The sequence below is a fragment of the Microbispora sp. H10830 genome (genome assembly GCF_014161375.1).
In the GTDB taxonomy this organism is placed as follows: Bacteria; Actinomycetota; Actinomycetes; order Streptosporangiales; family Streptosporangiaceae; genus Microbispora; species Microbispora catharanthi.
Window position 1 is genome coordinate 73,434 of the sequence record NZ_JABBWX010000005.1, and the last position, 26,241, is coordinate 99,674.

30 protein-coding genes are annotated in these 26,241 nt (G+C 72.0%); 8 read left to right on the top strand and 22 right to left on the bottom strand.

The genetic code is table 11. The features are described 5' to 3' along the window. Nucleotides 1-18: 18 nt before the first annotated feature. The 3 genes from HHX35_RS15060 to HHX35_RS15070 all read right to left on the bottom strand — a co-directional run bounded on the left by HHX35_RS15060 (nt 19) and on the right by HHX35_RS15070 (nt 1,640). The gene (locus tag HHX35_RS15060; protein WP_139577075.1) at nt 19-906 is read right to left on the bottom strand and encodes a DMT family transporter; all 888 of its coding nucleotides are present in this window, start codon (nt 904-906) and stop codon (nt 19-21) included. A 162-nt stretch (nt 907-1,068) separates the two neighbouring features. Continuing rightward, on the bottom strand, nt 1,069-1,302 hold the full coding sequence (locus HHX35_RS15065; RefSeq protein ID WP_182899462.1) for a hypothetical protein: 234 nt from the start codon (nt 1,300-1,302) through the stop codon (nt 1,069-1,071). After that, nucleotides 1,284-1,640 (bottom strand): VOC family protein, encoded by a 357-nt coding sequence (locus HHX35_RS15070; protein WP_139577076.1) that lies wholly within the window; start codon nt 1,638-1,640, stop codon nt 1,284-1,286. The genes HHX35_RS15065 and HHX35_RS15070 overlap by 19 nt, the downstream gene beginning before the upstream one ends. A gap of 128 nt (nt 1,641-1,768) precedes the next feature. On the opposite strand from HHX35_RS15070, the gene secA2 reads away from it, so the two are divergent. Beyond that, nucleotides 1,769-4,036 carry an accessory Sec system translocase SecA2 gene (secA2, locus tag HHX35_RS15075; RefSeq protein ID WP_310739104.1) on the top strand — a complete coding sequence of 756 codons (2,268 nt, stop codon included), beginning with the start codon at nt 1,769-1,771 and terminating at the stop codon, nt 4,034-4,036. Between the two features lie 22 nt (nt 4,037-4,058). On the opposite strand, the gene HHX35_RS43410 is transcribed toward secA2, so the two are convergent. The 8 genes from HHX35_RS43410 to HHX35_RS15115 all read right to left on the bottom strand — a co-directional run bounded on the left by HHX35_RS43410 (nt 4,059) and on the right by HHX35_RS15115 (nt 12,150). Further along, a complete protein-coding gene (locus HHX35_RS43410; RefSeq protein ID WP_259405086.1) occupies nt 4,059-5,261 on the bottom strand; it encodes a hypothetical protein in 1,203 nt (400 codons plus the stop codon). A 225-nt stretch (nt 5,262-5,486) separates the two neighbouring features. Further along, nucleotides 5,487-7,037, bottom strand: coding sequence for a cellulose binding domain-containing protein (locus tag HHX35_RS15085; protein ID WP_182899464.1), 1,551 nt, complete (start codon nt 7,035-7,037; stop codon nt 5,487-5,489). A 174-nt stretch (nt 7,038-7,211) separates the two neighbouring features. Next, the gene (locus HHX35_RS15090; protein ID WP_182899465.1) at nt 7,212-7,823 is read right to left on the bottom strand and encodes a hypothetical protein; all 612 of its coding nucleotides are present in this window, start codon (nt 7,821-7,823) and stop codon (nt 7,212-7,214) included. Between the two features lie 177 nt (nt 7,824-8,000). Beyond that, nucleotides 8,001-9,326 carry a lanthionine synthetase LanC family protein gene (locus HHX35_RS15095; protein ID WP_182899466.1) on the bottom strand — a complete coding sequence of 442 codons (1,326 nt, stop codon included), beginning with the start codon at nt 9,324-9,326 and terminating at the stop codon, nt 8,001-8,003. An 81-nt stretch (nt 9,327-9,407) separates the two neighbouring features. Further along, entirely contained in the window at nt 9,408-11,129 is a 1,722-nt protein-coding gene (locus tag HHX35_RS15100; RefSeq protein ID WP_182899467.1) for a SulP family inorganic anion transporter, read from the bottom strand. After that, entirely contained in the window at nt 11,126-11,461 is a 336-nt protein-coding gene (locus HHX35_RS15105) for a helix-turn-helix transcriptional regulator (RefSeq protein WP_182899722.1), read from the bottom strand. Before HHX35_RS15105 ends, HHX35_RS15100 begins: the two co-directional genes overlap by 4 nt. 5 nt (nt 11,462-11,466) lie before the next feature. Beyond that, nucleotides 11,467-11,679 (bottom strand): hypothetical protein, encoded by a 213-nt coding sequence (locus HHX35_RS15110; RefSeq protein ID WP_220505454.1) that lies wholly within the window; start codon nt 11,677-11,679, stop codon nt 11,467-11,469. A gap of 66 nt (nt 11,680-11,745) precedes the next feature. Next, nucleotides 11,746-12,150, bottom strand: a complete 405-nt coding sequence (locus HHX35_RS15115; protein WP_182899468.1) for a VOC family protein — start codon at nt 12,148-12,150, stop codon at nt 11,746-11,748. Nucleotides 12,151-12,323: 173 nt separating this feature from the next. Between HHX35_RS15115 and HHX35_RS15120 the strand changes: the two genes are divergently transcribed. Next, entirely contained in the window at nt 12,324-12,752 is a 429-nt protein-coding gene (locus tag HHX35_RS15120) for a pyridoxamine 5'-phosphate oxidase family protein (protein WP_182899469.1), read from the top strand. Next, the gene (locus HHX35_RS15125) at nt 12,752-13,756 is read left to right on the top strand and encodes a zinc-binding alcohol dehydrogenase family protein (protein WP_182899724.1); all 1,005 of its coding nucleotides are present in this window, start codon (nt 12,752-12,754) and stop codon (nt 13,754-13,756) included. Before HHX35_RS15120 ends, HHX35_RS15125 begins: the two co-directional genes overlap by 1 nt. Here the strand turns inward: HHX35_RS15125 and HHX35_RS15130 are convergent. After that, entirely contained in the window at nt 13,743-14,222 is a 480-nt protein-coding gene (locus tag HHX35_RS15130) for an HPP family protein (protein ID WP_182899470.1), read from the bottom strand. The two genes, HHX35_RS15125 and HHX35_RS15130, sit on opposite strands and share 14 nt — an antisense overlap. Then, nucleotides 14,219-14,917, bottom strand: coding sequence for a CBS domain-containing protein (locus HHX35_RS15135; protein ID WP_182899471.1), 699 nt, complete (start codon nt 14,915-14,917; stop codon nt 14,219-14,221). The genes HHX35_RS15130 and HHX35_RS15135 overlap by 4 nt, the downstream gene beginning before the upstream one ends. A 165-nt stretch (nt 14,918-15,082) precedes the next feature. Here HHX35_RS15135 and HHX35_RS44610 point away from each other — a divergent pair, with 165 nt between their 5' ends. From HHX35_RS44610 to HHX35_RS15150, 3 genes are read left to right on the top strand one after another with little or no spacing between them, the layout of a single operon-like run. Continuing rightward, a complete protein-coding gene (locus HHX35_RS44610; protein ID WP_182899472.1) occupies nt 15,083-16,741 on the top strand; it encodes an FAD-dependent oxidoreductase in 1,659 nt (552 codons plus the stop codon). Then, nucleotides 16,738-18,201, top strand: coding sequence for an ATP-binding protein (locus HHX35_RS15145; RefSeq protein ID WP_182899473.1), 1,464 nt, complete (start codon nt 16,738-16,740; stop codon nt 18,199-18,201). The genes HHX35_RS44610 and HHX35_RS15145 overlap by 4 nt, the downstream gene beginning before the upstream one ends. 36 nt (nt 18,202-18,237) lie before the next feature. Next, nucleotides 18,238-19,101, top strand: coding sequence for an NAD(+)/NADH kinase (locus HHX35_RS15150; RefSeq protein WP_182899474.1), 864 nt, complete (start codon nt 18,238-18,240; stop codon nt 19,099-19,101). Nucleotides 19,102-19,126: 25 nt separating this feature from the next. On the opposite strand, the gene HHX35_RS15155 is transcribed toward HHX35_RS15150, so the two are convergent. Continuing rightward, nucleotides 19,127-19,546, bottom strand: a complete 420-nt coding sequence (locus HHX35_RS15155; protein ID WP_182899475.1) for a MerR family transcriptional regulator — start codon at nt 19,544-19,546, stop codon at nt 19,127-19,129. Between the two features lie 55 nt (nt 19,547-19,601). Here HHX35_RS15155 and HHX35_RS15160 point away from each other — a divergent pair, with 55 nt between their 5' ends. Beyond that, a complete protein-coding gene (locus tag HHX35_RS15160; RefSeq protein ID WP_182899476.1) occupies nt 19,602-20,555 on the top strand; it encodes an SDR family NAD(P)-dependent oxidoreductase in 954 nt (317 codons plus the stop codon). Nucleotides 20,556-20,610: 55 nt separating this feature from the next. Here the strand turns inward: HHX35_RS15160 and mgrA are convergent, their stop codons facing one another. The 7 genes from mgrA to HHX35_RS15195 all read right to left on the bottom strand — a co-directional run bounded on the left by mgrA (nt 20,611) and on the right by HHX35_RS15195 (nt 25,431). Beyond that, entirely contained in the window at nt 20,611-21,606 is a 996-nt protein-coding gene (gene mgrA, locus HHX35_RS15165; RefSeq protein ID WP_182899477.1) for an L-glyceraldehyde 3-phosphate reductase, read from the bottom strand. A 195-nt stretch (nt 21,607-21,801) separates the two neighbouring features. After that, a complete protein-coding gene (locus HHX35_RS15170; protein WP_182899478.1) occupies nt 21,802-22,302 on the bottom strand; it encodes a hypothetical protein in 501 nt (166 codons plus the stop codon). After that, complete coding sequence (locus HHX35_RS15175) at nt 22,299-22,835, bottom strand: RNA polymerase sigma factor (protein ID WP_182899479.1); 537 nt, start codon at nt 22,833-22,835, stop codon at nt 22,299-22,301. Before HHX35_RS15175 ends, HHX35_RS15170 begins: the two co-directional genes overlap by 4 nt. A gap of 195 nt (nt 22,836-23,030) precedes the next feature. After that, on the bottom strand, nt 23,031-23,657 hold the full coding sequence (locus HHX35_RS15180) for an alpha-ketoglutarate-dependent dioxygenase AlkB (protein ID WP_182899480.1): 627 nt from the start codon (nt 23,655-23,657) through the stop codon (nt 23,031-23,033). 202 nt (nt 23,658-23,859) lie between these two features. Then, complete coding sequence (locus tag HHX35_RS42615; protein ID WP_220505456.1) at nt 23,860-24,315, bottom strand: hypothetical protein; 456 nt, start codon at nt 24,313-24,315, stop codon at nt 23,860-23,862. Beyond that, a complete protein-coding gene (locus tag HHX35_RS15190) occupies nt 24,312-24,710 on the bottom strand; it encodes an SgcJ/EcaC family oxidoreductase (RefSeq protein ID WP_182899481.1) in 399 nt (132 codons plus the stop codon). Before HHX35_RS15190 ends, HHX35_RS42615 begins: the two co-directional genes overlap by 4 nt. Nucleotides 24,711-24,831: 121 nt before the next feature. Then, nucleotides 24,832-25,431 (bottom strand): PadR family transcriptional regulator, encoded by a 600-nt coding sequence (locus HHX35_RS15195; protein ID WP_182899482.1) that lies wholly within the window; start codon nt 25,429-25,431, stop codon nt 24,832-24,834. A 111-nt stretch (nt 25,432-25,542) separates the two neighbouring features. Between HHX35_RS15195 and HHX35_RS15200 the strand changes: the two genes are divergently transcribed. Beyond that, nucleotides 25,543-25,872 (top strand): hypothetical protein, encoded by a 330-nt coding sequence (locus HHX35_RS15200; RefSeq protein WP_182899483.1) that lies wholly within the window; start codon nt 25,543-25,545, stop codon nt 25,870-25,872. 18 nt (nt 25,873-25,890) lie between these two features. Here HHX35_RS15200 and HHX35_RS15205 read toward each other — a convergent pair whose 3' ends face one another. Beyond that, the gene (locus HHX35_RS15205) at nt 25,891-26,118 is read right to left on the bottom strand and encodes a hypothetical protein (protein ID WP_182899484.1); all 228 of its coding nucleotides are present in this window, start codon (nt 26,116-26,118) and stop codon (nt 25,891-25,893) included. Nucleotides 26,119-26,241: the final 123 nt, after the last annotated feature.

The window sequence follows — 26,241 nt, forward strand, 5'->3', positions numbered from 1 at the left end:
GATCGGCGGCCGCAGCTGTCAGGCCGCCTCGGACGCGACCACCGGGTCGCCGATCCTGTCCGGCTCGGCCGGTGCGGCAGCGGGCTTGGAATGGTCGGGGGCGAGGCGGCCGAGCGTGATCGTCCCGGCGATCAGCAGGCCGGCCGCGAGCAGCGCGGGGATCACCTTGTCCACTTCGGTGGGCAGCGACTCGCCCAGCAGCACCGCTCCGGCGGTGACCGAGGTGATGGGGTCGACGACCTGGACCCCGGCGTAGGCGATGCCGAAGTAGCCCACGGCGTACGACTTCTGCAGCAGCACCACGGCGCAGACCAGCAGCACGGGGATGGCCAGGGTGAACCAGTGGAGCAGGTGGCCGAGGTCTCCTTGGAGCCCGCCGCCGACGACCCGGACGAAGGTGGACACGGTCGCGGTGACCGCCCCGGCGCCGACCGCCATCAGCAGCGCCTTCGCCGGGCCCCTCAGCCGGCGGGCCGCGGTGAACGTGACGGCGACCACCAGGGCGACGCAGCCGATCAGCTCCAGGGCGTGCGCGTCGGACAGGACCGGAGTCACGTTGTGCGCCGGGACCAGCAGCATGAGGCCGAGCAGGCCGACCGCCACCGCGATCGACCCGGCGATCTCGGCCCGGCGCGGGCGTCTGCCGTGCAGCGTCGCGGCGAGCGGCACCGCGAACACGAGGGTCGCCACGCTCACGGGCTGGACGACGACCAGCGGAGCCAGGCTGAGCGCCACCGCGTGGAGGGAAGCCCCGGTGAAACCGATGACCCCGCCGATCCACCAGCGGGGCCTTCTGACGAGAGCGAGGGTGGCCCCCTCGCTCACCGCTTCGAACTGCTGCAGCGCCGCACCCAGGGCGTATCCCAGCGCGCCGACGAGGGCGATGGCCACTCCCACCCAGGTCATGCGCGCCCGCCGGCGTGTCGAGAAATCACCACGCAAGCTTAGTGGGACCCGGCACGCGCCAAGGGAGCCCGTGACACAAGTCCGGCTTTCCGGCCAGCTCCCCCGGATCCGCTTTCCGGGATCCGCGACCGGCGCGGATCCCGGGAACGAGCCATGGGCGGCTCAGTCGACGCCGCTGGACAGGGCGATGTCGATGACCCCGGTGTTCTCGGTCACCCAGGTGGCGGACAGCCCGCCCTCCTTCACCAGCGCCTCGCCGTCCGCCCGGACCAGGCCGATGCGGTCGCCGGCCAGCGCGAGCTGCATGGCGCTGTCGTGCTCCAGGACCCAGTTCGTGGACAGGCCCCCCTCCTTCACCCGGGCGCGACCGTCGGCCGTCAGGACCTCTCCGGACACACGCAGAAAAGGTGGCCCTCCGGGTCGGCGAGCACCACCCAGTCGCCCGGCTGGAACTCCGGCTTGGTCGCCCCGAGCGCGATGTACTCCTCCACCGCCTTGGCCACGTCGGGCACCCGGAAGTCGAGGTGGAACTGCTTGTCCGGGCCGGGCCAGGAGGGGGCCTTCCGGTCGGGCACACGCTGGAAGTAGATGCTCGTCGCGCCGTCGCCGATCCCCGCGTACTCCTCCTCGGCGTACTGCACGGGGAACCCGGTGATCTGGGAGTAGAACTCGGCGAGCTTCTTCGGCTCGGCGCAGTCGATGGTCACGGCGATGAGCTTCGCGATCGTTGTCATGGTGGCCATCTTTCCGCGTATACCTGTCAGGGAGTGTCAGGTAGGTGCGCCACGGAAATCGGCATCGATAGTGGGACCATGAACCGGGCATGTGGAACCAGTCCGGCAAGCGAGTCGTTGGAGCGGATGTGGCACGGGTAGGCGAATGGATCAAGCGGTTTCTGGACAAACCAGGAAGCGTCGATCTGGCCCCCTTCCAGCGGATCGCGGCCGAGGCGGGCAAGCTGGAGGGCGAGGTCACCCGGCGCGCCGACCTGCGCCCCGCGGCCGTCGATCCCGACTGGGTCGGCTCCGCCGACTTCTGCGCCGTGATGCGGGAGGCCGCCCGCCGGGCGCTCGGCCAGCGGCCTTACGACGTGCAGCTCGTGGGCATGCTCGCCATGCTGGAGGGCCACGTCGTGCAGATGGCCACCGGCGAGGGCAAGACGCTCGTCGGCGCGCTGACGGCGGCCGGGTTCGCGTTGCGCGGCGCCCGGGTCCACGCGGTCTCGGTCAACGACTACCTCGCCCGCCGCGACGCCGAGTGGATGGGCCCGCTGTACGAGACGCTCGGCCTCACGGCCGGGTGGATCGCCGAGACCTCCACCTCGGAGGAGCGCCGGGCGGCGTACGCCTGCGACGTCACGTACGGAGCCGTCAGCGAGCTGGGGTTCGACGTGCTGCGCGACCGCCTGTGCACCGGCCCGGCCGAACTTGTCGTGCCCGCCCCCGAGGTCGCGCTGGTGGACGAGGCCGACTCGGTCCTGGTGGACGAGGCCCGGGTGCCGCTGGTGCTGGCCGGCACGGCCGACCCCGGCACGGCGCTGCCCGAGATGGCGGCCCTGGTGCGGCGGCTGTCGCGCGGCTACCACTACACGATCGACGAGGAGGGGCGCGCCGTCTTCCTCACCCCCAAGGGCACCGACACGGTCGAGAAGGCCCTCGGGGTCGACCTCTACGAGCACCCCGGCGTGGTGACCCAGGTCAACCTCGCCCTGCACGCCCACGCGCTGCTGACCAGGGACGTCGACTACATCGTGAGGGACGGCCGGGTCCACCTGATCAACACCTCGCGCGGCCGGGTCGCCGTGCTGCAGCGCTGGCCGGACGGGCTGCAGGCGGCCGTCGAGGCCAAGGAGCACCTGCCGGCGTCGGAGACGGGCGAGATCCTCGACTCGCTCACCGTGCAGAGCCTCATCCGCCGCTACCCGCAGGTGTGCGGCATGACCGGCACCGCGATCGCCGTGGCCGATCAGCTGCGGGAGTTCTACGACCTCAGGGTCGCCGTCATCCCGCCCAACAAGCCGTGCGTACGGGTGGACGAGCCCGACCGGATCTTCGCCACGCTGGAGGACAAGGAGCGGGCGCTGCTGGAGGAGATCGAGACCCGGCACGCCACCGGGCAGCCGATCCTCGTCGGCACGCTCGACGTCGCCGAGTCCGAGCGCCTGGCCGAGGCCCTGGAGGCCGGGGGGCTGAGCGCGGCCGTACTCAACGCGAAGAACGACGCCGAGGAGGCTCAGATCATCGCGAAGGCCGGCCGGCGCGGCGCGATCACGGTGTCCACGCAGATGGCCGGGCGCGGCACCGACATCCGGCTCGGCGCGGGCGACCCGGACGAGGAGCGGGACGTCGCCGCGCTCGGCGGGCTCTACGTCATCGGCACCGGCAGGCACGAAAGCAGCAGGCTGGACGACCAGCTGCGGGGCCGCGCCGGACGGCAGGGCGACCCCGGCGGCTCGGTGTTCTTCGTCAGCGGAGAGGACACGCTCCTCACCGCGTACGCGCAGGACCAGTCGCTGCCCGCGGCCGGCCGCGACGGCGTCGTGCGGGCCGCGGACGCCGCCGGGCTGGTGGCACACGCCCAGCGCGTGGCGGAGGGCGTCAACCTGGAGATCCACCGCAACACCTGGCGCTACACGCGGCTGCAGGAGCGCCAGCGGGCGGAGGTGCTGGAGCGGCGCGACCGCGTCCTGCACGGCGACACGGGGGCGCGGGCCCTGGAGCAGGCCTGCCCGGAGCGCTACCGCGAGCTGTGCGAGACGGCGGGCGAGGCGACGGTCGAACGGGCCGGCCGGCAGATCGTGCTGTATCACCTCGACCGCTGCTGGACCGAGCACCTCGGCTTCCTCGCCGACCTCCGCGAGGGCATCCACCTGCGGGCCCTCGGGCGGCTGAACCCGCTCGACGAGTTCAACCGCGAGGCCGTTCCGGCCTACCGGGCGATGCTCGACGAGGTCGAGCGGCGTTCCAAGGAGACCTTCGAGAAGGCCGACGTCACCCGGGACCTCGCGGAGCAGGGCCTCAAGCGGCCCACGGCCACCTGGACCTACCTGGTGCAGGACAACCCGTTCGGCTCGGAGTGGGACCGCGTGCTCAAGCGCGTGGCCGGAGCGCTCAAGCGCCGCAAACGGTAGAGGTCCGCGGGCCGCCGGGGCCCTACCCGTTGCGGTGATCGCCCTGCTGGTGCGAGGTTCCGCGAGCGTGGCCGGGCCGGCTCAGCACGGCCTTGGCGCCCACGGCGGCGAGCGCGCACACCACGATCGCGACCGAGAAGGCGGGAACGGCCGCCTCTTCCAGCTGCCCGTCCACGGCCGACGCGGGGGTGAACGCCGGGGAGGCCGTCACCTCGCCGGTCCTCGCCGCCTTCACGGTCTCCGTGACGGTCTTCGCGGTGGTCTTCGTGGTGGTCTTCTCCGTGGTTTCGTCCGCGGTCTTCGGAATGGTCTTCCCGGCGGCGTTCGCGGCAGGGTTCGCAGCAGGGTTCGGGGCAGGGTTGGGGGCGGGGTTCGCCCTTGTCGTACCGAGAAGCGGGGACATCTGGGCCACGGCCGCCTCGGCCTGCATGGCCGGCGTGTCCGGCGTGTCCGGCGAGGGGGGCGGCGCGGGCACGGCCGGCGCGGCGGGCGCCACGGACGCGGAGGCCACGGGCGCCACGGGGGCCGGGCTCTCCTTCACGCCGGGCGTGGACGTGGGAGCGGAGTCCTGCGGCGCGGCGGGAGCGGCGGAGGGAGCGGGAGCCGTGGTGGGGCAGGGCGGCGGGGGCTTCGGCTGGTCCTTGACCCCGTACGCGCCCGTCGAGAACGGCTTGGGCGCACCCGTCTTGCCGAGGCCCTTGCCCCATTGGGTGATCACGTACTTCACCGGGATGTGGCCGAGCCCGTCCGCGTCCTCCACGGTGAGCGAGCCGGTGTTCCAGGTGCCGCCGGTCAGATCGGCGAACGTCTTGCCGTCGAGGTCGAGCATGACGCCGCTGCTGGAGGGAACGCCGGGGCCGCGGTCGCCGATGAAGAAGTCGGCCTTCTTCCCCTTGTAGACCACATAGCCCTTGGTGCCCATCGGCCAGCTCGGGCTGGCGGCCAGGCCCTCCTGCATCGGCTCGCCCGACGCGGGGGCGCCGGTGTCGCCGTTGACGCCCGACCCGTCGTCCCAGAAGTACGACGCGGTCGTCTTGCCGGCGTACAGGACGGTGTGGCCTTCGGCGGTCGGGCAGCCGACCTCGGGAACGGCGGGCGCGGTGGCCGCGTCGGCGCCGTCGGTGGGTGTGTCCTGGGAGCCCGCCGGGGCGGGGCGGGCGGAGGCGTCCTGCCGGTGCGGGGACACGGCGGTCGCGTGGTGCGTCTCGCCCTTCGCCGGGCTCATCTGCTCCCGGAGGGCATTGTGGGGGTCCGCGTAGCTGGAAATGGGGGATCTCCTGACTGGTCACGGTTGGGTAACCGGACACTAAGCCAAGAACACCCCAAATCTCGACATCTCAGGCGAAAGTTTTACTTTCTGGACGAACTTCCCATGAAGTGGCAAAGTCAGATGTGACGCGCCCCCCTTCCCGGGGGGCTGGAGGGAAGGAGGGCACGCCACGTATCGGGATCAGGACGACAGCAGGCGAGCCCGCAGCCCGGCCCCGAAGGCGGTCGGGGTGCCGTTGTAGTCGCTGATCAGGGACGGGCCGGTGGAGCAGTCCCAGGTGTTCCAGGTCCAGCCGAGGTAGGACAGGCCCTTGGCGTCGAACCAGTTCATGACCTGGTCGATGAACCCGTGCGAGCAGGTGTTCTCACCGATCTCCCCGGCCACCAGCGGAACCTGGGCCGCCACCGGCGCGAGCTGGCCGTCCCAGCACGAGGCGCTGACGCAGGAGTTGAAGTTGTACACGTGCCACGCGGCGGCCAGGTTGTTCCGCGAGTCCGTGGGCTTGTACTGCAGCCACTGCGACAGGTCGTTGGAGTAGGCCAGGCCGCCCAGCATGATGATGTTGGTCGCACCGGTGGCGCGCACCGCGTTCACCAGGGACTGGAAGCCCGCCACCTGATAGGGGATGCCGGAGCAGGTGCCGCCGTCGCGCCAGCAGGCCCACCCCGAGGCGGCGCCGCCGGTCGCGCGCTCCGGATAGGGCTCGTTGAACAGGTCGAACACGACCTCGTCACGGCCCTTGAACGCGTTCGCCACCCCTGTCCAGAACTGCGGGGCGTACTGCGCGTCCGGCATCGGCTTCTGGCAGGAGGCGTGGACGTCGGAGCAGCCCGAGGAGTTGCCGGTGTACTGGCCGTAGTTCCAGTGCATCTCGACGATCGGGGTGATGCCCTTGGCGACCAGCCGGTCGACGTACGCCTTGACCTCGCTCTGGTAGGCGGCGCCGCCGTACGAGGACTGGATGTTGCTCAGGCCGAGCCAGCACTCCTCGTTCAGCGGGACGCGGACCGCCCGGACGTTCCACGTCCTCATCGCGTCGATCGCCGCGTTGTCGACCGGGCCGTCCCAGATGCCGCGGCCCTGGACGCACATGAACTCGCCGCCCGACCGGTTGACGCCCAGCAGCCGGTACGGCGTGCCGGTCACGGCGTTCACGATCTTGTTGCCCGACACCTTCAGCTTCGGCGCCGCCCCGGTGGAGGGGCTGGTGGAGGGGCTGGGCGACGTCGAGGGCGAGGGGCTCGGGGACGGGCTCCGCGAGGGGCTCGGCGACGGGCTCGGCGAGCGGGAAGGCGAGGGCGAGGCCGACGGGGACTGCGACGGCGTGCTGCCGTCGCAGGCGACGCCGTTCAGCGTGAAGCCGGTCGGCGCCGGGTTGCTTCCTGACCAGGATCCGTTGAAGCCGATGCTCGTCGAGCCGCCGGCGGGCAGGGACCTGTTCCAGTCCATCGCCGTCGCGGTCACGGCGCTGCCCGACTGGCTCCAGGTGGCCGACCACCCCTGGGTGACCTTCTGACCGCTGTCGGGGAACGTGAAGGTGAGCGTCCAGTCGCTCAGGGCGTCGCCCAGGTTCTGGATGCTCAGGTTGGCGGACATGCCGCCCTGCCACTGACTGGCCGTGTAGGTGACCTTGCACGCCACGGCGGCCTGGGCCGCCGGCGTGTTGCCCAAGGCGAGTCCGCCTGCGGCGATCAGCCCCAGTGCGGCGAGGATCGCGCCTCTCCGTCGCATGCTCCGTCCTTCCATAGAAGACCGGAGCGAAGCGTCGTGAACTGGACCGGTTAAGTCAAAGACGCGGCGGGCGTCACCCCGGCTGAGCTGGGCATACCTGCCGCGAGCAGGTGAAATTTTCAGCCGGGATCCGGCCCGGCGCGCCGCCTCCGGGGCGTCGGCCGCCCGCCGCCGTCAGGACGCCCCCGCAGCGCTCGATTCTCTGACGAAGTGCCCGCGGCAATGGGTGCAGCAGAAGCCGTGGGTCTGCCCGTCGCGCTCCAGGATCACCGCCTCTTCCAGCGGCACGGTGGCGCCGCAGACCGGGTCGACGACCATGCCGTCCGGCACGTGCGCGGCCGATCCGGTCTTAACCTCCTCGATCAGGGCGAGGAAGTCCGAGGAACGCCGCACCCGCCCGCGCAGGCCGTAGCCGCCCTCCGGAAGACTGATCACGTTCACCACGGCACGCGGCTCGGGGCGCCCCTCCGCCTCCGCGAGTTCGGCGGTGATCCGGGAGATGAGGTGCTCGCTCATCTCCTTGCCCCACAGCCCGACGATGACGTTCACCACATACCAGGGGTCCTGCGAGCCGTCGAGCAGGTTCCCGCCCGCGATCCAGACGTCCTCCTCACGGACCACCACGTGGGAGAGCGAGTCGAACAGATCCATGACACCGGGGTCCGCGGCGGGTGTCGTGCCGTCCCCTGGCGACAGCAGACGCCGCGCCGTGAGCCGCCCGGCGAGCACCCGGCGCTCCCACTCGTCGAACATGCCCTTGGGCACCAGCAGCTCGACAAACAACATCGTCGCTCCGTCCTTCCCGAAAAGGGTCGATCGGTGGCGATTTTGTCGCGACGAATCCTCACTGTCGTCGCCCCGGGGAGGACTCTCCCGACTACCGCGCCGGACGCAGCCGGCGGGCGCGCTACGCCGTACGGAGTAGTCCGCCCCCAACCCCGTCCGGCGCCTACGAGCGCGTGGCTACGCCTGATCGCCGCGCAGGACGGCGGCGGGGATCGGGATGGCCGGGAACGGGTTGTCCGGCAGGAGGATCAGCCGGCGCGGTGTGCCGGTGCGCTCCGTGGCGTCCAAGTGCAGCAGGGCCGTCCCGATGCCCGCGGCTCCCACCATGTATCCGGTGTCGGCCGTGACCTCCCCGGGCCGCAGCCGCCGATAGGCCTGATACCAGCGGAAGCCGGCCTCGTCGCCGGCGGTCGCACGCCCGATCAGGTCGATCGCGAGCGTGCGCGCGAAGTCGAGGTAGGGCTCGTGCCCCGTGGCCGCGTACAGGCCCACGAAACACTCGATCAGCCCGGCCGTGCCGCAGCACAGGCAGGCCACGTCCCAGTGACCCGAGGGCCGGGCCCCGGGCACGCCGCTCAGCATGATTCCGTGTGCGAGCCGTTCCATCCAGTCGAGATCACCCGGGTCGCCGGTGACCCGGTGCAGCTCGTGGAACATTCGGGCCACCCCGGCGGATCCTGAGCAGAAGCCGAGGTAGTGGAGCCGGCGCCCCTGCGGGATGTGGTGCGGCACGAGCGCGCATCTGTCGGTGACCACGCTGACCGTGCGGACGAAGTCGGCGCCCCTGCGGGCCGCCGCCAGGAATCGCTCGTCGCGGGTCACGCCGTACAGGCGGGCGAGCAGGAACGCCGTGCCCGCCGTCCCGGACAGGAACCCGGGGGTGACGGCGTCCACGGGCAGGTCGGGGGCGGCGTCGCCGCCGAAACGGTGCCCGGGGACGACGAGGCCCGCGATGCGCTCCCCCGCCTCGATCGCCACCTCCTCGTACGCCGGGACACCGAGGATGCCGGCCGCGTGCAGCAGCGCGAGCACGATCCCCCCGTCACCGCGCTGCGCCGGGTCACCGGTCCAGCCGATGCCGTCGCCGAGGGGGCGGGCGTCGCGGACGAGGCGGTCGGCGGCGGCGCGGGACGCCCCGAAGATCTCCTCGTCGCCCGTCGCCCACCCCGTCTCCGCCATCGCGAAGACCAGGCCGGCGAGCCCGTGGTAGAAGGTCGGGTCGCGCTGCTCGGGCCAGGTGACGGCGATCCTGCGCGCTCCCGCGAGCGCGTCCTCCAGGTACGCCTCGTGGCCGGTGGCGGCGGCGAGTTCGAGGAAGAACAGCACGACGCCGGCCGCGCCGGCGTAGAGGGACGAGACGTCACCGGCCCCGGCCGACCGCCCCCGGGGATCGGGGTTGGCCCGCCATCGCCGTCCCAGGTCGTCGTCGACCGCCGCCGACCGCACCCAGCGCGCGGCCGTGACGGCGGCGGTGACAGGTGTCTCGCGGGGCCAGGTGCTCATCACCCCAGTCTCCCACAAAGCTGGTAGGAAATTAAGGCTATTGTTCTTCCACTCGGAAGCCTACGGGGAGTCGTGCGCCGATCACACCGTCGGCGCGGAAACGTCCGGGTGACGTGCCGAGAGGACCGGGGTCGGCGGCGGCGCGGACGGGAGTCCGAGCAGCGTCCTCGCGTGGGCGATCGCGGCCGGCGTGTCCGGGAAGACGAGCCCGTCGCGGCGGAGGTGGTCGGCCACCCCGAGCCCGCCGAGGACCTCGTCGTGGCCCGGCCGGATGCCCGACAGCAGCACGACGATCCCCTTCCCCTCCAGCCGCCTGATCGCGTCCCCGAGGACACCGGCGCCGGTTGCGTCGATCGTGGACACGCGCGACATGCGCAGGATGACCACCCGCACGTCGGCGACCTCCGACAGCTCGAGCAGGAAGCGGTGGGCCGCGCCGAAGAACAGCGGGCCGTCGAACCGGTAGGCCACGATGTGCTCGGCCAGCAGGCGCCGTTCCTCGTCACTGTGGTCGCCGGCCTCCAGCGGGACCTGCTCGATCTGCGCGCTGCGCGCGACGGCCCGCAGGGCGAGCACGATCGCGACGCCGACGCCGACCGCGACCGCGGTGACGAGGTCGAAGACGACGGTGACGGCGAAGGTGAGGACCATCACCGCGGCGTCGCCCCGGGTGGAGCGGGCGATGGCGCGCAGCGAGCCGACCTCGACCATGCGGATCGTCGTGGCCAGGAGCACTCCGGCCAGCGCGGCCAGCGGGATGCGCCCCACCAGGCCGCCCGCGCTGAACACGATGGCGGCGAGCACGACGGCGTGCGTCAGGGCGGCCAGGCGAGAGCGGGCACCCGATCGGACGTTGACCGCCGTACGGGCGATCGCGGCGGTGGCGGGGATGCCGCCGAAGAGCGGGGAGACGACGTTCGCCAGGCCCTGCCCGAACAGCTCGCGGTCGGGGTCGTGCCGCTCCCCCACGCTCATGCCGTCGGCGACCGAGGCGCACAACAGGCTCTCGAGGGCCCCGAGGGCGGCCACGGCGAGGGCCGCCGGGAGCAGCGAGGTGACGGCGCCCGGATCGAGGAAGCCGATCGACGGCGCGGGCAGCCCGGCCGGCAGGGTTCCGATGCGGGCGACGTCCAGCCCTGCGGCCTCGGCCACGACCGTGGCGACCACGACCGTGAGGAAGGAGAACGGCACCGCGGGCCGCCACCGCGCGCCCAGCAGCATGACCCCGGCGACCACGAGCGCCATCGCGATCGGGACCGGATGCGGGTCGCGCGCGAAGTTCGCGACCGCGTTCCCCGCCGCCTGCCACACCCGCTCCCCCTCGCCGGTCACGCCGAGCGCCGCGGGCGCCTGCTGGAGCGCGATGACGACGGCGATGCCCGCCGTGAAACCTTCGATGACGGGGGTGGGCATGTAGCGGGCGTACCTGCCGACCCGGGCCAGCGCGAGCACCATGAGCACGATCCCGGCGAGCAGGCCGACCGCGAGCACCCCGCCCGGGCCGTGACTGTGCACGATCGGGACGAGGACGACCGTCATGGCCCCCGTGGGCCCCGACACCTGGAGGTTGCTGCCGCCGAAGACGGCGGCGATCGCGCCCGCGACGACGGCGGTCGCCAGGCCGGCCTGCGCGCCCAGCCCGGAGCCGACCCCGAAGGCCAGCGCGAGCGGCAGGGCCACCACCGCGACCGTGAGCCCGGCGATCAGGTCGCGGCCGGGGCTGCGGCGGGCCGGTCGCCAGTCGGCGGGCGACGGCAGCAGCCCCGCGACCCGGCCGTACAGCCGCTTGGCCGCGCCGGTCACTCCGCCGCCTCCGCCTGAAGCTCGGCCAGCAGCTCGCCCTGACCGGTGATCATGTCGGTGAGGATCCGCCGGGCCGCCGCGAGCAGGTCCACGACGTCGGGGGTGGCCAGCGAGTAGACCACCGTGCCGCCCTCCCTGACCGCGCCGACCAGGCCGGTGCGGCGCAGCACGGCGAGCTGCTGGGACAGGTTCGACGCCTCCACCTCGATCTCGGTGAGTAACTCGCGGACCGGGCGTGGCCCGTCCCGCAGGAGTTCGAGCACGCGGATGCGCACCGGATGTCCCAGAGTGCGGAAGAAATCGGCCTTGGCCTGGTAGAGCGGGACGGGCATCGGGCTCACTCCGCCCCTCCCGCGACTTCCGGGCCGATCCCGTGGTCGGCGGCCAGTCGGTTCAGGTTGTCCAGCCGGCCCGAGGCGACCTGGACGCCATGCTCGTCGCCGCTCTCCCGCGCCCGTCGCAGTTCCTCGCGCGCCTCCGCGAGCCGGGCGCGCAGCTCCGCCGTGAACTCGTGCATGTCGTCCTCTCCTCCGTCGGCGTGGTCCAGCATATTCGCAATTGAAGAATTCTTCAATTCAGCAGCACCGCAACCACGCGGGGCGGCCGGAGACGGGGCTCAGGCGGGGCGCGCTGTGAAGGAACGCTGGTCGCGCCGCAGCGGATGACCCTCGGGGATCTCGACCAGCATGATCGGCAGGCCGTCGGGGTCCTCGATCCACATCTCCACCAGCCCCCACGGCTCCAGCCGAGGCGGGCGGGACACCCGCACCCCGGCCTCCACCAGCCGGTCGTGCTCCCTCTGCACGTCGCGCACCTGCAACCAGATCGCCGGCCCCTCCCGTACGTCGCCGGTCCGCGGCGAGACCTCGACGAACCCCTGCCCCAGGAAGAACACCACCCCGGGGTCCTCGACCGGGCCGAACTCCCGGTTGACGGCCAGGCCCAGGACGTCGCGATAGAAACGGCGGCTCGCGGCCCGGTCGGCCGATCGCAGGAGTATGCGGCTGCTCAGCACTTCCACGTGACGGTCGTGCCCATTCGGGGCATGCGATTGGGGATGGATTACGGCAAGCGGCGGCCAAGGCTTCCCGGGCCCTTAGTCCCTCCGCCGAGCGACGGACGTCGGTGCCGCCGGAGGGACGGGAACGGCAGACTGGTCGCCGACGCCCGTTGAGGATCATCGTGGAGGTTCGCATGACTGAAGACACGGCTCCCGCCGGCATGCCGCGCCTGGACAAGCTCGACCGCGAGGAGTGCCTGCGGCTGATCTCGCCGGGCGGTGTGGGCAGGGTCGCCTTCAACAACCCGACCGGGCCCGTGATCCTGCCGGTCAACTACACGATCGAGCAGGGCGCCGTCTTGTTCCGCACCGCTCTCGGCGGCCCGATGGACGCCGACCTGCGCACGGGGATCGAGGGGGCCGACTTCATGGTGGCCTTCGAGGTGGACCACATCGACGAGAGCACCCGAGAGGGCTGGAGCGTGCTCGTGCGCGGCGGGGCCCACCACATCACCGGCGACGTGAACAAGAACGCCGTGGACTCGTGGGCGGGCGGCGACCGTCCGCTCTACATCCGGATCTCGCCCAACGAGGTCAGCGGCCGGCGCATCCAGCACGCGTGATGGACGCCTGGGTCGTGGCCCGGCCGGGGCCCGTCGCGACACGGCCGCTGGAGCGGGCCGTGCTGCCGGACCCCGTGCCCGGGCCCGGGGAACTGCTGGTCCGCGTCGAGGTGTGCGCGGTCTGCCGCACCGACCTGCACCTCGCCGAGGGCGACCTCCCCCCGAGACGCCCTCGTACGGTTCCCGGGCACGAGGTCGTGGGACGCGTGGCGGGGCTCGGCCCGGACACGGCGGGGCCGCCGGTCGGCACCCGCGTGGGGGTGGCCTGGCTGCGCTCGACCTGCGGCCGGTGCCGCTACTGCCTGCGCGGTGCGGAGAATCTGTGCCCCGCGTCCACCTACACGGGCTGGGACGCCGACGGCGGGTACGCGGAGCTGCTGACCGCCCCCGCCGCGTACGTCTACCCGCTGCCCGAGGACACCCCGGCCGAGACGCTCGCCCCGCTGCTGTGCGCGGGGATCATCGGCTATCGCGCGCTGGTCCGCGCCGACCTGCCCCCGGGAGGGCGGCTCGGCGTCTACGGGTTCGGCGCCTCTGCCCATCTGACCGCCCAGATCGCGATCGCCGAGGGCGCGACCGTACACGTGATGACGAGGTCGGCGGCGGCGAGGGAGCTCGCGCTCCAGCTGGGCGCGGCCTCCGCAGCGGGCAGCGCCGACCCGCCGCCCGAGCCCCTGGACGCGGCCATCCTGTTCGCCCCGGTCGGCGACCTCGTGCCGGTCGCGCTGGCCGCGCTCGACCGGGGCGGCACGCTCGCGGTGGCGGGGATCCACCTCACCGACATCCCGGTGCTGAACTACCAGCGCCACCTGTTCCAGGAGCGCACGCTGCGCAGCGTCACGGCCAACACCCGCGACGACGGGCGGGAGTTCCTGCGGCTGGCGGCCCTCCACCATCCGCGGGTCACGACGACGCCCTACTCCTTCGACGCCGCCGGCCAGGCGCTGGCCGACCTGGCCGCCGACCGTGTCGAGGGGGCGGCCGTCCTGCTCATGGACAGGTGACGGGCGGCACCGGCTCCAGGTGGAACAGGCCGCCCTTCACGTCCGTGGGGTCGCCGGCCGGACGCGCCGTCCTCCCGGCCAGCGCCATCAGCACGTCGGTGGTGGTGACCAGGCCCCGCAGGACGTCGTCCGGGCCGAGCACGGGGACCGCGCCGCAGTCGGCGTCGACCATCAGCGCGGCGACCTCGGACAGCGGGGCGTCCGGGGTGACCCGGGGACAGCGCCGCCCCTGCACGAGCGTGCGCACCACCGCCTGCGACTGCTCGGCGGGGCCACCCGACCAGTGCGCGGCGACGTCCTCCCGCCCGAGCACGCCGACGAGCCGGCAGCAGGCGTCCACGACCGGGAGGTGGTGGACACCGGCCCGCCACATGAGCTCCCAGGCCATCAACGGCGACTCCTCCGGCTCCACCGTGACGAGCGTCCGGGTCATCACCTCGGACGCGGTCGTGGTCTCGACGCTCATCGATCCCGCCCGCCTTCCGCCGGGCCGGTCCGCCGGGGCGCGCCCGCGGGGACGGCCCGGTCCACATCGTCGATCTCGTATGTCATGGAGGAGTCGACGTCCACCACGCCGTCCACCTGCCAGACCTCCTCGATCAGGGCGCAGAGCTGGGAACGCCGCTCCACGCCGCCGTCGAGGTGGACGATCCCGTCCTGGATCCGTACGGCGCACTGGCGGGAGTGGCGCGACGCCACCTCGAGGACGTCGTCGCGGAGGTCCTCCGGGGGCCGGCAGAACGCCCTGATCAGATCGGACTGTTTGACCAGCCCGGTGATGCGGCCGGTCTGCCCGTCCACCACCGGCAGCTCCTTGATCCTGTTGCGGTGCATGAGACAGGCCGCCCGCCGCAGCGGGGTGTCCTCGGTGACCGTGATCGCGGGGCTGCTCATGATCTGGGCGACGCTGCGGCCGCTCGCCTTCCTGCGCTCCCTGCGGCGGGACGGCCCCTCGATGATCAGATCGCCGGGCCGCCTGTCGAGGTCCTTGAGCAGCAGGTCGTCGTCGCTCACCATGCCGATCACGCGCCGGTCCCCGTCCACGACAGGGACGGCCCCGACGTGGAACCGGCACATGGCGGTGACCACGTCGGAGAACGAGGCCGTCGCCTCGACGGCGACGACGAACCTGTTCATGACGTCGCGGACGGTCATGGGCATGGCGACCTCCTCCGTCTCCCCCGATCACGGCCACGCCCCCACTCATGGCCACGCCCCCAGCCTTGGCCATGAGCGGCGGCGGGGCGACCGGCGAACGTCCCCCTACCGTGGGACCTATGTCCCGGGGGTGCCGTTCAGCGAAGAGCCGCCAGTACCGTGTGAGTTGTGCAGAATGCCGCGATCCTTACCGTCGATGACGACCCTTCCGTCTCCCGGGCGGTGGCTCGTGACGTACGTCGCCGATACGGCGACCGCTACCGGGTGATCCGAGCCGAGTCCGGCCCCAGCGCGCTCGACGCGCTGCACGAGATCAAGCTGCGCGGCGAGCAGGTCGCCGTCATCCTGGCCGACTACCGGATGCCCCAGATGAACGGCATCGAGTTCCTCGAAGCGGCCATGGACGTCTTCCCGCTGGCGCGCAGAGTGCTGCTGACCGCATACGCCGACACCGACGCCGCCATCAGCGCGATCAACATCGTCGATCTCGACCACTACCTGCTCAAGCCGTGGAACCCACCGGAGGAGAAGCTCTACCCGGTGCTGGACGCGCTGCTGGAGGCCTGGCTCGCCACCCCCGCCGTGACGATGCCGGAGACCAAGGTCGTGGGTCATCGCTGGTCGGCGCACTCGTTCACGGTGCGCGACTTCCTCGCCCGCAACCTCGTGCCGTACCGCTGGCTGCGGGCCGACGAGGCCGAGGGCGTACGCCTGCTGACCGCCGCAGGGATGAGCGAGGCGGACGTGCCGGTGGTGATCACCACGGACGGCAAGGCCCTGGCACGGCCCACGGAGGCCGATCTCGCCGCGCACGTCGGCATGGCCACCACCCCGGCCTCGGATCTCTACGACCTCGCCGTGATCGGCGCGGGCCCCGCCGGCCTCGGCGCCGCGGTGTACGGCGCGTCCGAGGGACTGCGCACTCTGCTCGTGGAGCAGCGGGCCACCGGCGGTCAGGCCGGGCAGAGCAGCCGGATCGAGAACTACCTGGGCTTCCCCGACGGGGTCTCCGGCGCCCAGCTCACCGACCGCGCCCGCAGGCAGGCGCTGAAGTTCAACACCGAGCTGCTCACCACCCGGGAGGTCGTCGGCCTCGAACGAAGCGGCTCGGCCACCCTGCTGCACTTCGGCGACGGCACCGCCGTGACGGCGCACACGGTCGTGCTGGCGACCGGAGTGTCCTACCGGCTCCTGGACGCGCCCGGCCTGGCCGACCTGACCGGCCGGGGCGTTTTCTACGGCGCCGCCGCCACCGAGGCCCCGAGCTGCGCCGGGGAAGAGGTCTACATCGTCGGCGGCGCGAACTCGGCCGGGCAGGCGGCGGTGTACTTCTCCCGGTACGCCCGCAAGGTGCACATCATCATCCGGGGAGAGGACCTCACCCGGTCGATGTCGCAGTATTTGATCGATCAGATCGAGGCCATTCCGTCGATCGAGGTCCATCCGCGCACGCAGGTGGTCGGCGGCGAGGGCCGCGACCACCTGGAGCGCCTGATCCTGTGCGACGGGCGGACCGGCCTGACGACCGCCGTACCGACGTCGTGGCTGTTCGTCTTCATCGGGGCGGAACCGCGCACCGACTGGCTCGGCGACGTGGTCGCCCGCGACGGATCCGGCTTCGTGCTGACCGGCTCCGACCTGCTGGCGGACGGCCGCCGCCCGGCCGGGTGGACGCCGTCCAGAGATCCCTATCACCTGGAGTCGAGCATGCCCGGCGTCTTCGCGGCGGGCGACGTGCGGGCCGGGTCGGTCAAGCGCGTCGCCTCGGCCGTCGGCGAGGGCGCCATGGCGGTCTCGCTCGTCCACCGCTATCTGGAGGCTCGATGACCGACCATCCGAGTGAGCCGACACCGAGTGAGCCGACACTGTCGCCTGACGAGCTGCGCACCCTGTTCCTGTTCGAGGCGCTGGACGACGCGCAGCTCGCCCGGTTGTCGGAGGCGGGCCGGGTGGAGCGGCGGCTCGCCGGGACCCGCGTCTACCAGGAGGGCGACCCCGCCACCTGCTTCTTCGTGCTGCTGAGCGGCACGGTCGCGATGAGCAGGCGGGTGCAGGGCGACGAGGTCGAGGTGAGCCGCACCGGCCAGCGCGGCGTGTACGGCGGCGCCACCCAGGCGTACATCACGGGGGAGTTCTCCCAGCTCTACATGAACACGCTGACCGCGGTCACCGACGCCGAGTTCTTCGTGCTCCCGGCCGAGGTGATCAGGGCGTGTGTGCGCGAGTGGTTCCCGATGGCGATGCACCTGCTCGAGGGGCTGTTCCTCGGCATGCGCGCCACCCAGACGATCGTCGGCGAACGGGAGCGGCTGCTCGCGCTCGGCTCGCTGTCGGCCGGCCTGACGCACGAGCTGAACAACCCGGCGGCCGCCGCCGTACGGGCGACGTCGGCGCTGCGCGAGCGGGTGGCGGGCATGCGGCACAAGCTCGCCATGATCGCCGACGGGCGGCTGGACGGCAGTCAACTGCACGACCTGGTGGAGCTCCAGGAGGACGCGGTCAAGCGGTCCGCCTCCGCCCCCGACCTGACGCCGCTGGCGCGCTCCGACGCCGAGGACGCGGTCGCCGACTGGCTGGACGACCACGACATCGTCGGCGGCTGGGACCTGGCGGCGACGCTCGTGGCCGGCGGCCTCGACGCGGCCTGGCTCGACCAGATCGCCGGGGCGGTGGGCGAGGAGAACCGCGAGGCCGCGGTCCGGTGGCTCACCTACACGGTGGACACCGAACTGCTGATGTGCGAGATCGACGACGCGGTCAACCGGATCTCCGGCCTGGTCGCCGCCGCCAAGCAGTACTCCCAGCTCGACCGCGCCCCGCACCAGACGGTCGACGTGCACGACCTGCTCGACGCCACGCTGACCATGCTGCACGGCAAGATCCCCGAGGGCGTCCGCACGGTCAAGGAGTACGACCGGTCGCTGCCGCTCATCCCGGCGTACGCGGCGGAGCTGAACCAGGTGTGGACCAACCTCATCGACAACGCGCTCGGCGCGATGGACGGCACGGGCACGCTGACCCTCCGCACCCGGCGCAAGGACGGCCACGTGATCGTCGAGGTCGGCGACACCGGCTCCGGCATCCCGCCCGAGGTCCGGCCTCGCATCTTCGAACCGTTCTTCACCACCAAGCCCGTCGGCGAGGGCACCGGCCTGGGCCTGGACATCTCCTACCGGATCGTGGTCAACAAGCACCACGGGGACATCAGGGTGGATTCGCGTCCCGGCGACACCCGGTTCCGGGTCTACCTCCCCGTGGACCAGGCGGCCCCGGAGCCCGTTCGGTAGGGCAGCCCACAAACGGCCTGGCCGTACAGTGTGGACATGGGCATGGTCAGCACCGTGGGTCTCGTCCTGCACCCGCAACGCGACTCCAAGGAGGCGATCGACACGATCGTCGAGTGGGCGCGCAAGCGGGACTGCACGGTGCTGGGGCTGCCCGACGAGGTCGGGCGCATCGACTGCAGCGCCATCGCGGTGGACGCCCCGACCCTGGTCAGACGGTCCGATCTGCTCGTCAGCCTCGGCGGCGACGGCACGATGCTGCGCACGATGCGCCTGATCGCCGGGCGGCCGACGCCCGTCCTCGGGGTCAACCTGGGACGGCTCGGCTTCCTCGCCGAGATCGACGTGGACGAGCTGGCTCCCGCGCTGTCCGCGATCGACGAGCACCGATACACGGTCGAGCCGCGCATGGCGGTCCGGGCGATCAGCCACGACGGCCGGATGGTGACCGCGTTCAACGACATCGCCCTCGTCCGCATCCCCGGCGACGGGCTCGCGGCCGTGTCCGTCTCTGTCTACGGTGAGCCGTTCGTCCGGTACTCCGCCGACGCCGTGATCGTCTCCACCTCCACCGGGTCCACCGCGTACAACTTCTCGGCGGGCGGCCCGATCGTCTCCCCCACCGTCGAGGGCTTCCTCGTCGTCCCGGCCGCCGCCCACTCGGCGTTCAACCGGGCGCTGGTCCTGTCGGCCGACGAGGAGGTGACGCTCGACGTGCTCCCGACCAGCGGGCAGCTCGCCCTGGAGGTCGACGGCACCATCGGCGGCCACCTGGGCCCCGGCGACCGGCTCACGGTGACCGCGCTGCGCGCCGCCGCCCGCGTGGTGCGGCTCGGGACGACGACCTTCTACGAGCGGGCCCGCCGCAAGCTCCGCGTGAACGGCAGCGCCGAGGTCGACTGACCGCGGCGCCCCTCACGCCGCCGGATCATCGTGACGGCGTCGGCGACCAGAGTCCCGCCGCGGTCCCGTCGCGCAGGTGCCCGCGATAGGTGACCACCTTGTCGTGGATGACGGCGAGGCTCGCGTCGAGCTCGGCGATCCGTGCCCTGACGGTGCGCTCGTGCTCCTCCAGCAGGGCGAGGCGCTCGTGCTCGTTGCCCGGCCCCGACCGTACGAGCTCGGCGAACCTGCGCAGGGTGGCGATGGGCATGCCGGAGTCGCGCAGGCGGTTGCACAGGACCAGCCACTGCACGTCCGCCGGGTCGTACACCCGCTGTCTTCCGGCCGATCGGGGGATCGGCCGGAGGAAGAGCCCCTCGCGTTCGAAGAACCGCAGCGCGTGCACGCTCAGCCCGGTCGCCTCCGAGACCTGCCCGATGGACAGAGCTTCCGTATGCCTGGTCATGCGGCGGATCGTACAGCTTGACCTAGAGCACACTCTAGTTTCTAGCGTCCTTCTTATGACGACACAGCACAGGATCGGCAGTGGTTTCGGCGCCCGCAGCACCGCGCGCGAGGTGCTCGCGGGAATCGATCTGTCCGGGCGTACGGCCCTGGTCACCGGGGGGTACTCCGGGCTCGGCCTGGAGACGACGCGGGCGCTGAGCGCGGCGGGGGCTCAGGTGATCGTCCCCGCGCGCAGGCCTGCGGTGGCGAAGGAGGCGCTGCGCGACATCCCGGGCGCGGAGACCCGCGAACTCGACCTGGCGGACCTGCACAGCGTTCGCGTGTTCGCGGAAACGCTTGTGGAGACCGGCAGGACCATCGACATCCTCATCGCCAACGCCGGCATCATGGCCTGCCCGGAGACTCGCGTCGGCCCCGGGTGGGAGGCCCAGTTCGCGGTCAACCACCTCGGTCACTTCGCCCTCGTCAACCGCCTTCGCCCCGCCCTGGCCGCCGGAGGATCGCGGGTGGTGTCGGTGTCCTCCGGCGGCCACTTCGCGACAGGGATCCGATGGAACGACATCCACTTCCGCGACGGGTACGACAGGTGGCTGGCCTATGGGCAGTCGAAGACGGCGAACATCCTGTTCGCCGTGCGCCTCGACGCGCTCGGGGCGGCCACCGGCATACGGGCCTTCGCCCTACATCCGGGCGAGATTCTCACTCCCCTCCAGCGGCACATCCCCCGCGAGGAGCAGATCGCCCTGGGCTGGATCTCCCCCGACGGCACGGCGGCGGAGGGCTTCAAGACTCCGGAGCAGGGCGCGGCGACGACGGTCTGGGCGGCGACCTCTCCCATGCTCGCGGATCAGGGCGGGGTCTACTGCCAGGACTGCGACGTCGCCGAGCTCGCGACGGCCGACGACATGGACACCGGAGGGGTCAAGCCGTGGGCGATCGACCCCGAGGAGGCGTCCCGGCTCTGGGACCTGTCGTGCGAACTCACCGGCGTCGACGCGTTCTCCTGACACGGACGGCCGGGGCGGCGCGTTGCGCGCCGGCCCGGGACCACGTCCGCGTGGCCTACAGCAGGCTTTCGATCTCGGACAGCTCCTCGGCGGTGAGCGCCGGTGCGGCCAGGGCCGCGACGTTCTGTTCGAGCTGCCCGACCGAGCTCGCCCCGACCAGCACGGACGTGACCCTCTGGTCGCGCAGGATCCACGCCAGCGCGAGCTGCGCGAGCGACTGGCCGCGTTCCTGGGCGATCTTGTTCAGGCCGCGCAGGGTCTCCAGCAGATCGGAGGTGAGCCGGTCGCGCTTCAGGAAGTGGCCGATCGCCATCCGCGAGTCGGCCGGCACCTCGCCGTCGAGGTAGCGCCCGGTGAGCAGGCCCTGCGCCAGCGGCGAGTAGGCGATGCACCCCGCCCCGGCCCGCTCCAGCGTGTCCAGCAGGCCGTCCTCCACCCAGCGGTCCAGCATGGAGTAGCGCGGCTGGTGGACCAGGAGCGGGGTGCCCAGTTCGCGCAGCACGGCGGCGGCCCGCTCGGTCTGCTCGGCGGAGTAGTTCGAGATGCCCACGTAGAGCGCCTTGCCGGAGCGCACCGCCGTGTCGAGGGCGCCCATCGTCTCCTCGATGGGGGTGTCCGGGTCGGGCCGGTGGGAGTAGAAGACGTCGACGTAGTCGAGGCCCATCCGGCTCAGCGACCGGTCGAGGCTCGCCAGCAGATACTTGCGCGACCCCCACTCGCCGTACGGCCCGGGCCACATGTCGTAACCCGCCTTCGTCGAGACGAACAACTCGTCGCGGTAGGGCCGGAAGTCGGCGCGCAGGTGGCGGCCGAAGTTCTCCTCCGCCGAGCCGTACGGCGGGCCGTAGTTGTTGGCCAGGTCGAAGTGGGTGATGCCGAGGTCGAAGGCCCGGCGCAGAACGGCGCGCTGCACGTCGAGCGGGTGGCCGTCGCCGAAGTTGTGCCACAGCCCGAGGGAGATCTCGGGGAGCAACACGCCACTCCTTCCGCTGCGCCGGTACCGCATGTCGTCGTATCGAGCGGGGGCGGGGACGTAGGGGTGCGGGATCATCCGTGGCCTTTCTTGCGCGACTGGGCCGGTCCTTTGCCGCGGCCTTACTCAAGGACTACCAGCAAACCGCACATGTCAACGGCCCGCCCACCGCCCTGGGGGCGGGGCCGTGGATATCGGAAGAGGGGCGGTGGGTCTCGGGACGCGGGCCGTCCGGTCAGGCTCGGCGTCGTATCGGCAGGGGGGCGATCCCGGTCAGGGCGAGCGCGTTCCCCCCTCCTCCTCCCGGCCGGTCAGCTCGTGCATGCGCCTCAGCAGCGCCTCCCGTCGCGCATGGGCGCGCACAGCCAGCACCAGGGCCACCGCGACGAACAGGCCCCCGACCGCCAGGGCCGGCCCCGCCCCGCTGCCCCGCCCTACGGCCACGACCGTCACGACCGCCGTGGTGACCAGCGAGGCGGCCAGGCCGATCCAGGCGGCGATCACCTGGTCGGCGGCGAACAGCGGAACCCGGCGCGTCAACAGCCACCCGCCGTATCCGGCCCAGGTCAGGCAGAACACGGTGAGCATCGCGAACGCCAGATGCGTGCGGCCGGGCAGCGGGCCGGGCTCCGACCACCACAACGCGCTCACGAACAGCGTGCCCGCCATTCCGGCCAGCAGCGCCGTCACCGCCCGGATACGGGTGCTCAGCGACAGCGCCGGCGCCAGCCGCTCGATCATGTCCTGCGCCGGCAGGCGCGGCTCTTCGGTCATGGCCGGTATCCCTTCTCTTCCAGGTGCTCACGCAGCAGACGACGGGCGCGGTTGAGCCGGGACTTGACCGTTCCGGCAGGAATCTGGCAGATGTACGCGCATTCCTCTATCGGCAGGTCCTCCAGGTAGAACAGGACGAGGATCTCCCGCTCCGGCACCGGCAGGTCTGACAGCACGTTCACCAGCGCGGCGCGATCCACCATGGCCTCGACCGGGTCTTCGGCGATCCTCTCGCCCACCATGTCGCCGAATCCGGACGTTTCCTGGGCCCAGGCGTACTCGCCGCGCAGCCGGTCGGTGACCGACCGCCGGGCGATCGTGAACAGCCACGGCGCGAACCGGCCGGGTTCCCTGAGCCGGGGCAGGCCGCGGACCACGGCCAGCCAGATCTCCTGGGTCACGTCGTCGGCCCGTTCGCCGTCCAGCATGCGCCGCACGTACGTCCACACCGGCATCCGCCACCGGGCCAGCAGCTCGGCCAGCGCCGCACGCTCGCCCAGCTGAGCGCGAACCACCAGCAACTCATCGGTCATCTCGTCCTCCCGTCATCATGCACAGTCGGACGAGAAGCCGTGCCGGTTCACGGTTCGCGGATCACGATGCCGAGCACGGTCACCGCGGATCGGGATCGAGGTGCCTGAAGACCGTGGCGCGGCTGCCCCGGAGATCCATCGCGTCCCGCGGTGGCGAGGGCGTCGCGCCGGCCGTCAGGGGCGGGCCGCGATCCCTCAGCGCACGCCTCTCGGGCGGAACTGGACGCTGATCCGGGCGCCGATCACCTTGGCCGACTTGGGGATGGCGTGCTCCCAGGTGCGCTGACAGCTTCCGCCCATGACGACGAGGTCGCCGTGGCCCAGGTCGTGCCGCAGCGCCGGCCCCCCGCCGCGCGGGCGCAGCAGCAGCGGACGCGGCGTGCCGACCGACACGATCGCGACCATCGTGTCCTGCGTGCTCCCCCGCCCGATCGTGTCGCCGTGCCAGGCGACGCTGTCCCTGCCGTCGCGGTAGAGGCACATCCCCGCCGTACGGAACGGCTCGCCGAGCTCCTCCTCGTAGTGGGCGTTGAGCGCGTCCCTCGCCTCGGCCAGCACCGGGTCGGGAAGCTCCTCGTCCTCGTCGTAGAACTTCAGCAGGCGGGGCACGTCCACGACCCGGTCGTACATGTGCCTGCGCTCGGCGTGCCACGGCACGGCCTCCAGCAGGCGTTCGAAGAGCGCGTCGGCCCCCTCGATCCAGTGCGGCCGTACGTCGATCCAGGCGCCGCGCTCCAGGGAGGTGCGCCGCACGGACGAGCCGAGCGGGCCGACATGAACATCTTCACCCCAGTCCAGCAGTGAAGCCTGAAAAGCCGTCATAGGACCATCATATTAGAACATCTATTCGATCATGCCTGACTCCGCCACCATCGCGAACCGGGCTCGTCACAGCACGTCGAGGTCAAGGCCCGGCGGCAGGCCGGTGACGGTGGCGGACGGCGCCGACGAAGGCGCGGAGAAGGGCTGACACCCTGTCGACGTCCCCCGGACCGGCCCCCGCCGGGGCCGGTCCGGGGACACCTCAGGGACTGTCCAGCAGGCGGACCGGGCAGTGCAGCTCGGCGCCCACCCGGTCGAGCAGGACCGCGAAACCCACACGAGTGGCCGGTCGGAACCCGAGGAAGAACCGGTTGGCCAGGGGCACCCCCCATCTCAGCCGCTCGGCCACGTTGCGGACCTGGTGAACCAGCAGCGTGCCGGCGGGGTCGGGTGCGAGGCGGTACTCGCCCCGCCACCACCAGCCGCCCTGCGCGGCCAGCCGGTCCCGGCCCACCTCGACCGTCATCGCGTGGCCGGGCACGGCCAGGACGAAGCGGTCCGGCCCGCCCGTGAGCGTTCCGCCGTGGTCGGCGAACGGGAAGCAGTTGTCGCGTCCCACCGGCCCCGGCCGTACGCGCAGGAGCAGGCCTGCCACACGCTCGACCGGCGCCTCGACGACGCCGCGCACCTCACAGAGGAGGGTTCCGGCGGCCGTCACGGCGTGCCGATGCGCGTGTTCTGGAACGACGCGAAGCGCCAGCCGTCGCCCTCCCTGACCGCGGTGAACGTCATGATCGAGTCACGGCCCGGATCGGCCGCGCCGTCCGGCAGGGCCGAGCCCCCGGTGGTGACGACCAGCGCCGCGTCCGGGCTCAGGAAGCGGATCTTCCGCAGTGGCGGCGCGGCGGCGGGCCCGCCCAGGCGGGACCCCTTCAGCGGGCCCTCGAACAGCGCCCGATGGCTGTCCTCGATGGCCCGGCGGCCCTCCATGTGGAGGCCGAAGAACGTCACGTAGTCGGCGTCCTCGGTGAACAGCCCGGCGAAGGCGGCGGCGTCCGCGTCGTTCCAGGCCGCGGTCAGCGCGTCGAGCAGGCGGTGGATGTCGTCGGACAAGGTTGCGGCTCCTCTCGGGTGACCGCGAAGCCGCCTATCCTCTGGTGTGCGAGTCCTGATCGGCCGCTTCGCGGTGGTCGGGTCCGGCGCCGGCCGGATGTTGGCGCATCCGGCCGGCGCGTCACTGCTGGTCGAGCTGTCCGCTGTTCGAATCGGCGCTCCAGGAGACCTGGCCGGACCGGATCTCGGCGAGGGTCGCGCGGACCCACTCCAGCTCGGCGGCCTTCATCGCCCGGTCGTACTCCACTTCGAGGACCAGCACGCGCGGCAGGCCTGAGCCGGTGAGCGCCTCGATGTGCGCGTCGGCGGAGACGATGGCGCCCTCCAGCGTGGCGGCCCGGGTGCCCAGCGCCCGCTCCGCCTCGGGGACCGGAAGGCATCCCACCAGCGACACCGCGGCCACGAAGACCTTGGTGTCGCCGTCCGGCTGTTCGAGGAGACGGCGCAGCCGCGTGCCCAGCTCGGCCCGCCCCGACTCGGTCACCCGGTAGACCGTGCGCTCCGGCCGGCGGCCCTCCCTGCTGGTCTCCACGGGGGCGATGAGCTCCTCGCGGGCCAGCCGGTCGACCGCGTGGTAGAGGCTGCGCGGCAGGCCACTGATGTAGTCCTTGTGCGTGTCGATGACGAACCGGTGCAGCTCGTAGGGGTGCGCGGGCCGTACGGACAGCAGGGCGAGCACCGTGAGCCCGACCAGGTCCCTGTCCGCCCGTCCCCGCGCCATCACTCCCCCATTGCCTTATTGCAACTCGCACTATAGCGATGTGCATCGGAGGCGGGAAGCCCTTATGCGGAGACCGGCGCACGCGGGCGGCGCCAGGGCGGCGAATGGCTGGTGCCGACGAACGCCACGCCGGTGATCCTCGACGCCGTACGGAAGGAACTGCGGCGGCAGACGGGACACAATGCGGACGAGAAGGACGGCACGATCTCCTCGTCTGAGCAGCGGAGGCATGGGCGGATGGACCTGTTGCAGATCAAGTTCTGGGAGGCGGACGACTACCGGCCGGGCACGAAGGGCCACGAACGCCGGTGTAGCTGGGGCGGGTCGTCGTGCGCGTCGCCGGCCGAGTTCACTGTCACCGATCGCGCAGGCGCCCACAACGGCGCCTGCGCGGTTCACGTCGTCGACTACATCAGGGACCGTCTCCGGCACGGCCGCTGACCGCGCCGCGACCCCCGGTCACCCGGCGGCGGCGGGGTCGGCGGCGAACGCCGCGGTCAGCTCGGCCTGGGCGGCCAAGGCGGCGGCGAGGGCCTCGGGGTCGTCGGCGTCGAGCGTCATCGCGCATCCCATGCGGATCGCGTCGAGGTCCACCGGCCCGCGTCTGGTCGCCCACCAGCGGCCGACGTCCGACCGCCAGATGATCCAGCCGGTATGGACCCGTGCGATGTCCTCCAACGTGGTCATGTCACCCATCTCCAACGGCTGCTCGCGGAAGTGGGCCAAGCTAAGCGCTTTTGAAGCGGTTGGAGTATCAGCCAGGAGACGTCCAATCACAGCCAGTAGCCACACGAACACGGAATCTCCCGT

Coding starts and splice junctions, on each gene's coding strand:
- HHX35_RS15060 (WP_139577075.1), bottom strand. CDS start 906: ATGACCTGGGTGGGAGTGGCCATCGCCCTCGTCGGCGCGCTGGGATAC.
- HHX35_RS15070 (WP_139577076.1), bottom strand. CDS start 1,640: ATGACAACGATCGCGAAGCTCATCGCCGTGACCATCGACTGCGCCGAG.
- HHX35_RS43410 (WP_259405086.1), bottom strand. CDS start 5,261: ATGAGCCCGGCGAAGGGCGAGACGCACCACGCGACCGCCGTGTCCCCG.
- HHX35_RS15085 (WP_182899464.1), bottom strand. CDS start 7,037: ATGCGACGGAGAGGCGCGATCCTCGCCGCACTGGGGCTGATCGCCGCA.
- HHX35_RS15090 (WP_182899465.1), bottom strand. CDS start 7,823: ATGTTGTTTGTCGAGCTGCTGGTGCCCAAGGGCATGTTCGACGAGTGG.
- HHX35_RS15095 (WP_182899466.1), bottom strand. CDS start 9,326: ATGAGCACCTGGCCCCGCGAGACACCTGTCACCGCCGCCGTCACGGCC.
- HHX35_RS15105 (WP_182899722.1), bottom strand. CDS start 11,461: ATGCCCGTCCCGCTCTACCAGGCCAAGGCCGATTTCTTCCGCACTCTG.
- HHX35_RS15110 (WP_220505454.1), bottom strand. CDS start 11,679: ATGCTGGACCACGCCGACGGAGGAGAGGACGACATGCACGAGTTCACG.
- HHX35_RS15120 (WP_182899469.1), top strand. CDS start 12,324: ATGACTGAAGACACGGCTCCCGCCGGCATGCCGCGCCTGGACAAGCTC.
- HHX35_RS15125 (WP_182899724.1), top strand. CDS start 12,752: ATGGACGCCTGGGTCGTGGCCCGGCCGGGGCCCGTCGCGACACGGCCG.
- HHX35_RS15130 (WP_182899470.1), bottom strand. CDS start 14,222: ATGAGCGTCGAGACCACGACCGCGTCCGAGGTGATGACCCGGACGCTC.
- HHX35_RS15135 (WP_182899471.1), bottom strand. CDS start 14,917: ATGCCCATGACCGTCCGCGACGTCATGAACAGGTTCGTCGTCGCCGTC.
- HHX35_RS15145 (WP_182899473.1), top strand. CDS start 16,738: ATGACCGACCATCCGAGTGAGCCGACACCGAGTGAGCCGACACTGTCG.
- HHX35_RS15150 (WP_182899474.1), top strand. CDS start 18,238: ATGGGCATGGTCAGCACCGTGGGTCTCGTCCTGCACCCGCAACGCGAC.
- HHX35_RS15155 (WP_182899475.1), bottom strand. CDS start 19,546: ATGACCAGGCATACGGAAGCTCTGTCCATCGGGCAGGTCTCGGAGGCG.
- HHX35_RS15160 (WP_182899476.1), top strand. CDS start 19,602: ATGACGACACAGCACAGGATCGGCAGTGGTTTCGGCGCCCGCAGCACC.
- mgrA (WP_182899477.1), bottom strand. CDS start 21,606: ATGATCCCGCACCCCTACGTCCCCGCCCCCGCTCGATACGACGACATG.
- HHX35_RS15170 (WP_182899478.1), bottom strand. CDS start 22,302: ATGACCGAAGAGCCGCGCCTGCCGGCGCAGGACATGATCGAGCGGCTG.
- HHX35_RS15175 (WP_182899479.1), bottom strand. CDS start 22,835: ATGACCGATGAGTTGCTGGTGGTTCGCGCTCAGCTGGGCGAGCGTGCG.
- HHX35_RS15180 (WP_182899480.1), bottom strand. CDS start 23,657: ATGACGGCTTTTCAGGCTTCACTGCTGGACTGGGGTGAAGATGTTCAT.
- HHX35_RS15195 (WP_182899482.1), bottom strand. CDS start 25,431: ATGGCGCGGGGACGGGCGGACAGGGACCTGGTCGGGCTCACGGTGCTC.
- HHX35_RS15205 (WP_182899484.1), bottom strand. CDS start 26,118: ATGACCACGTTGGAGGACATCGCACGGGTCCATACCGGCTGGATCATC.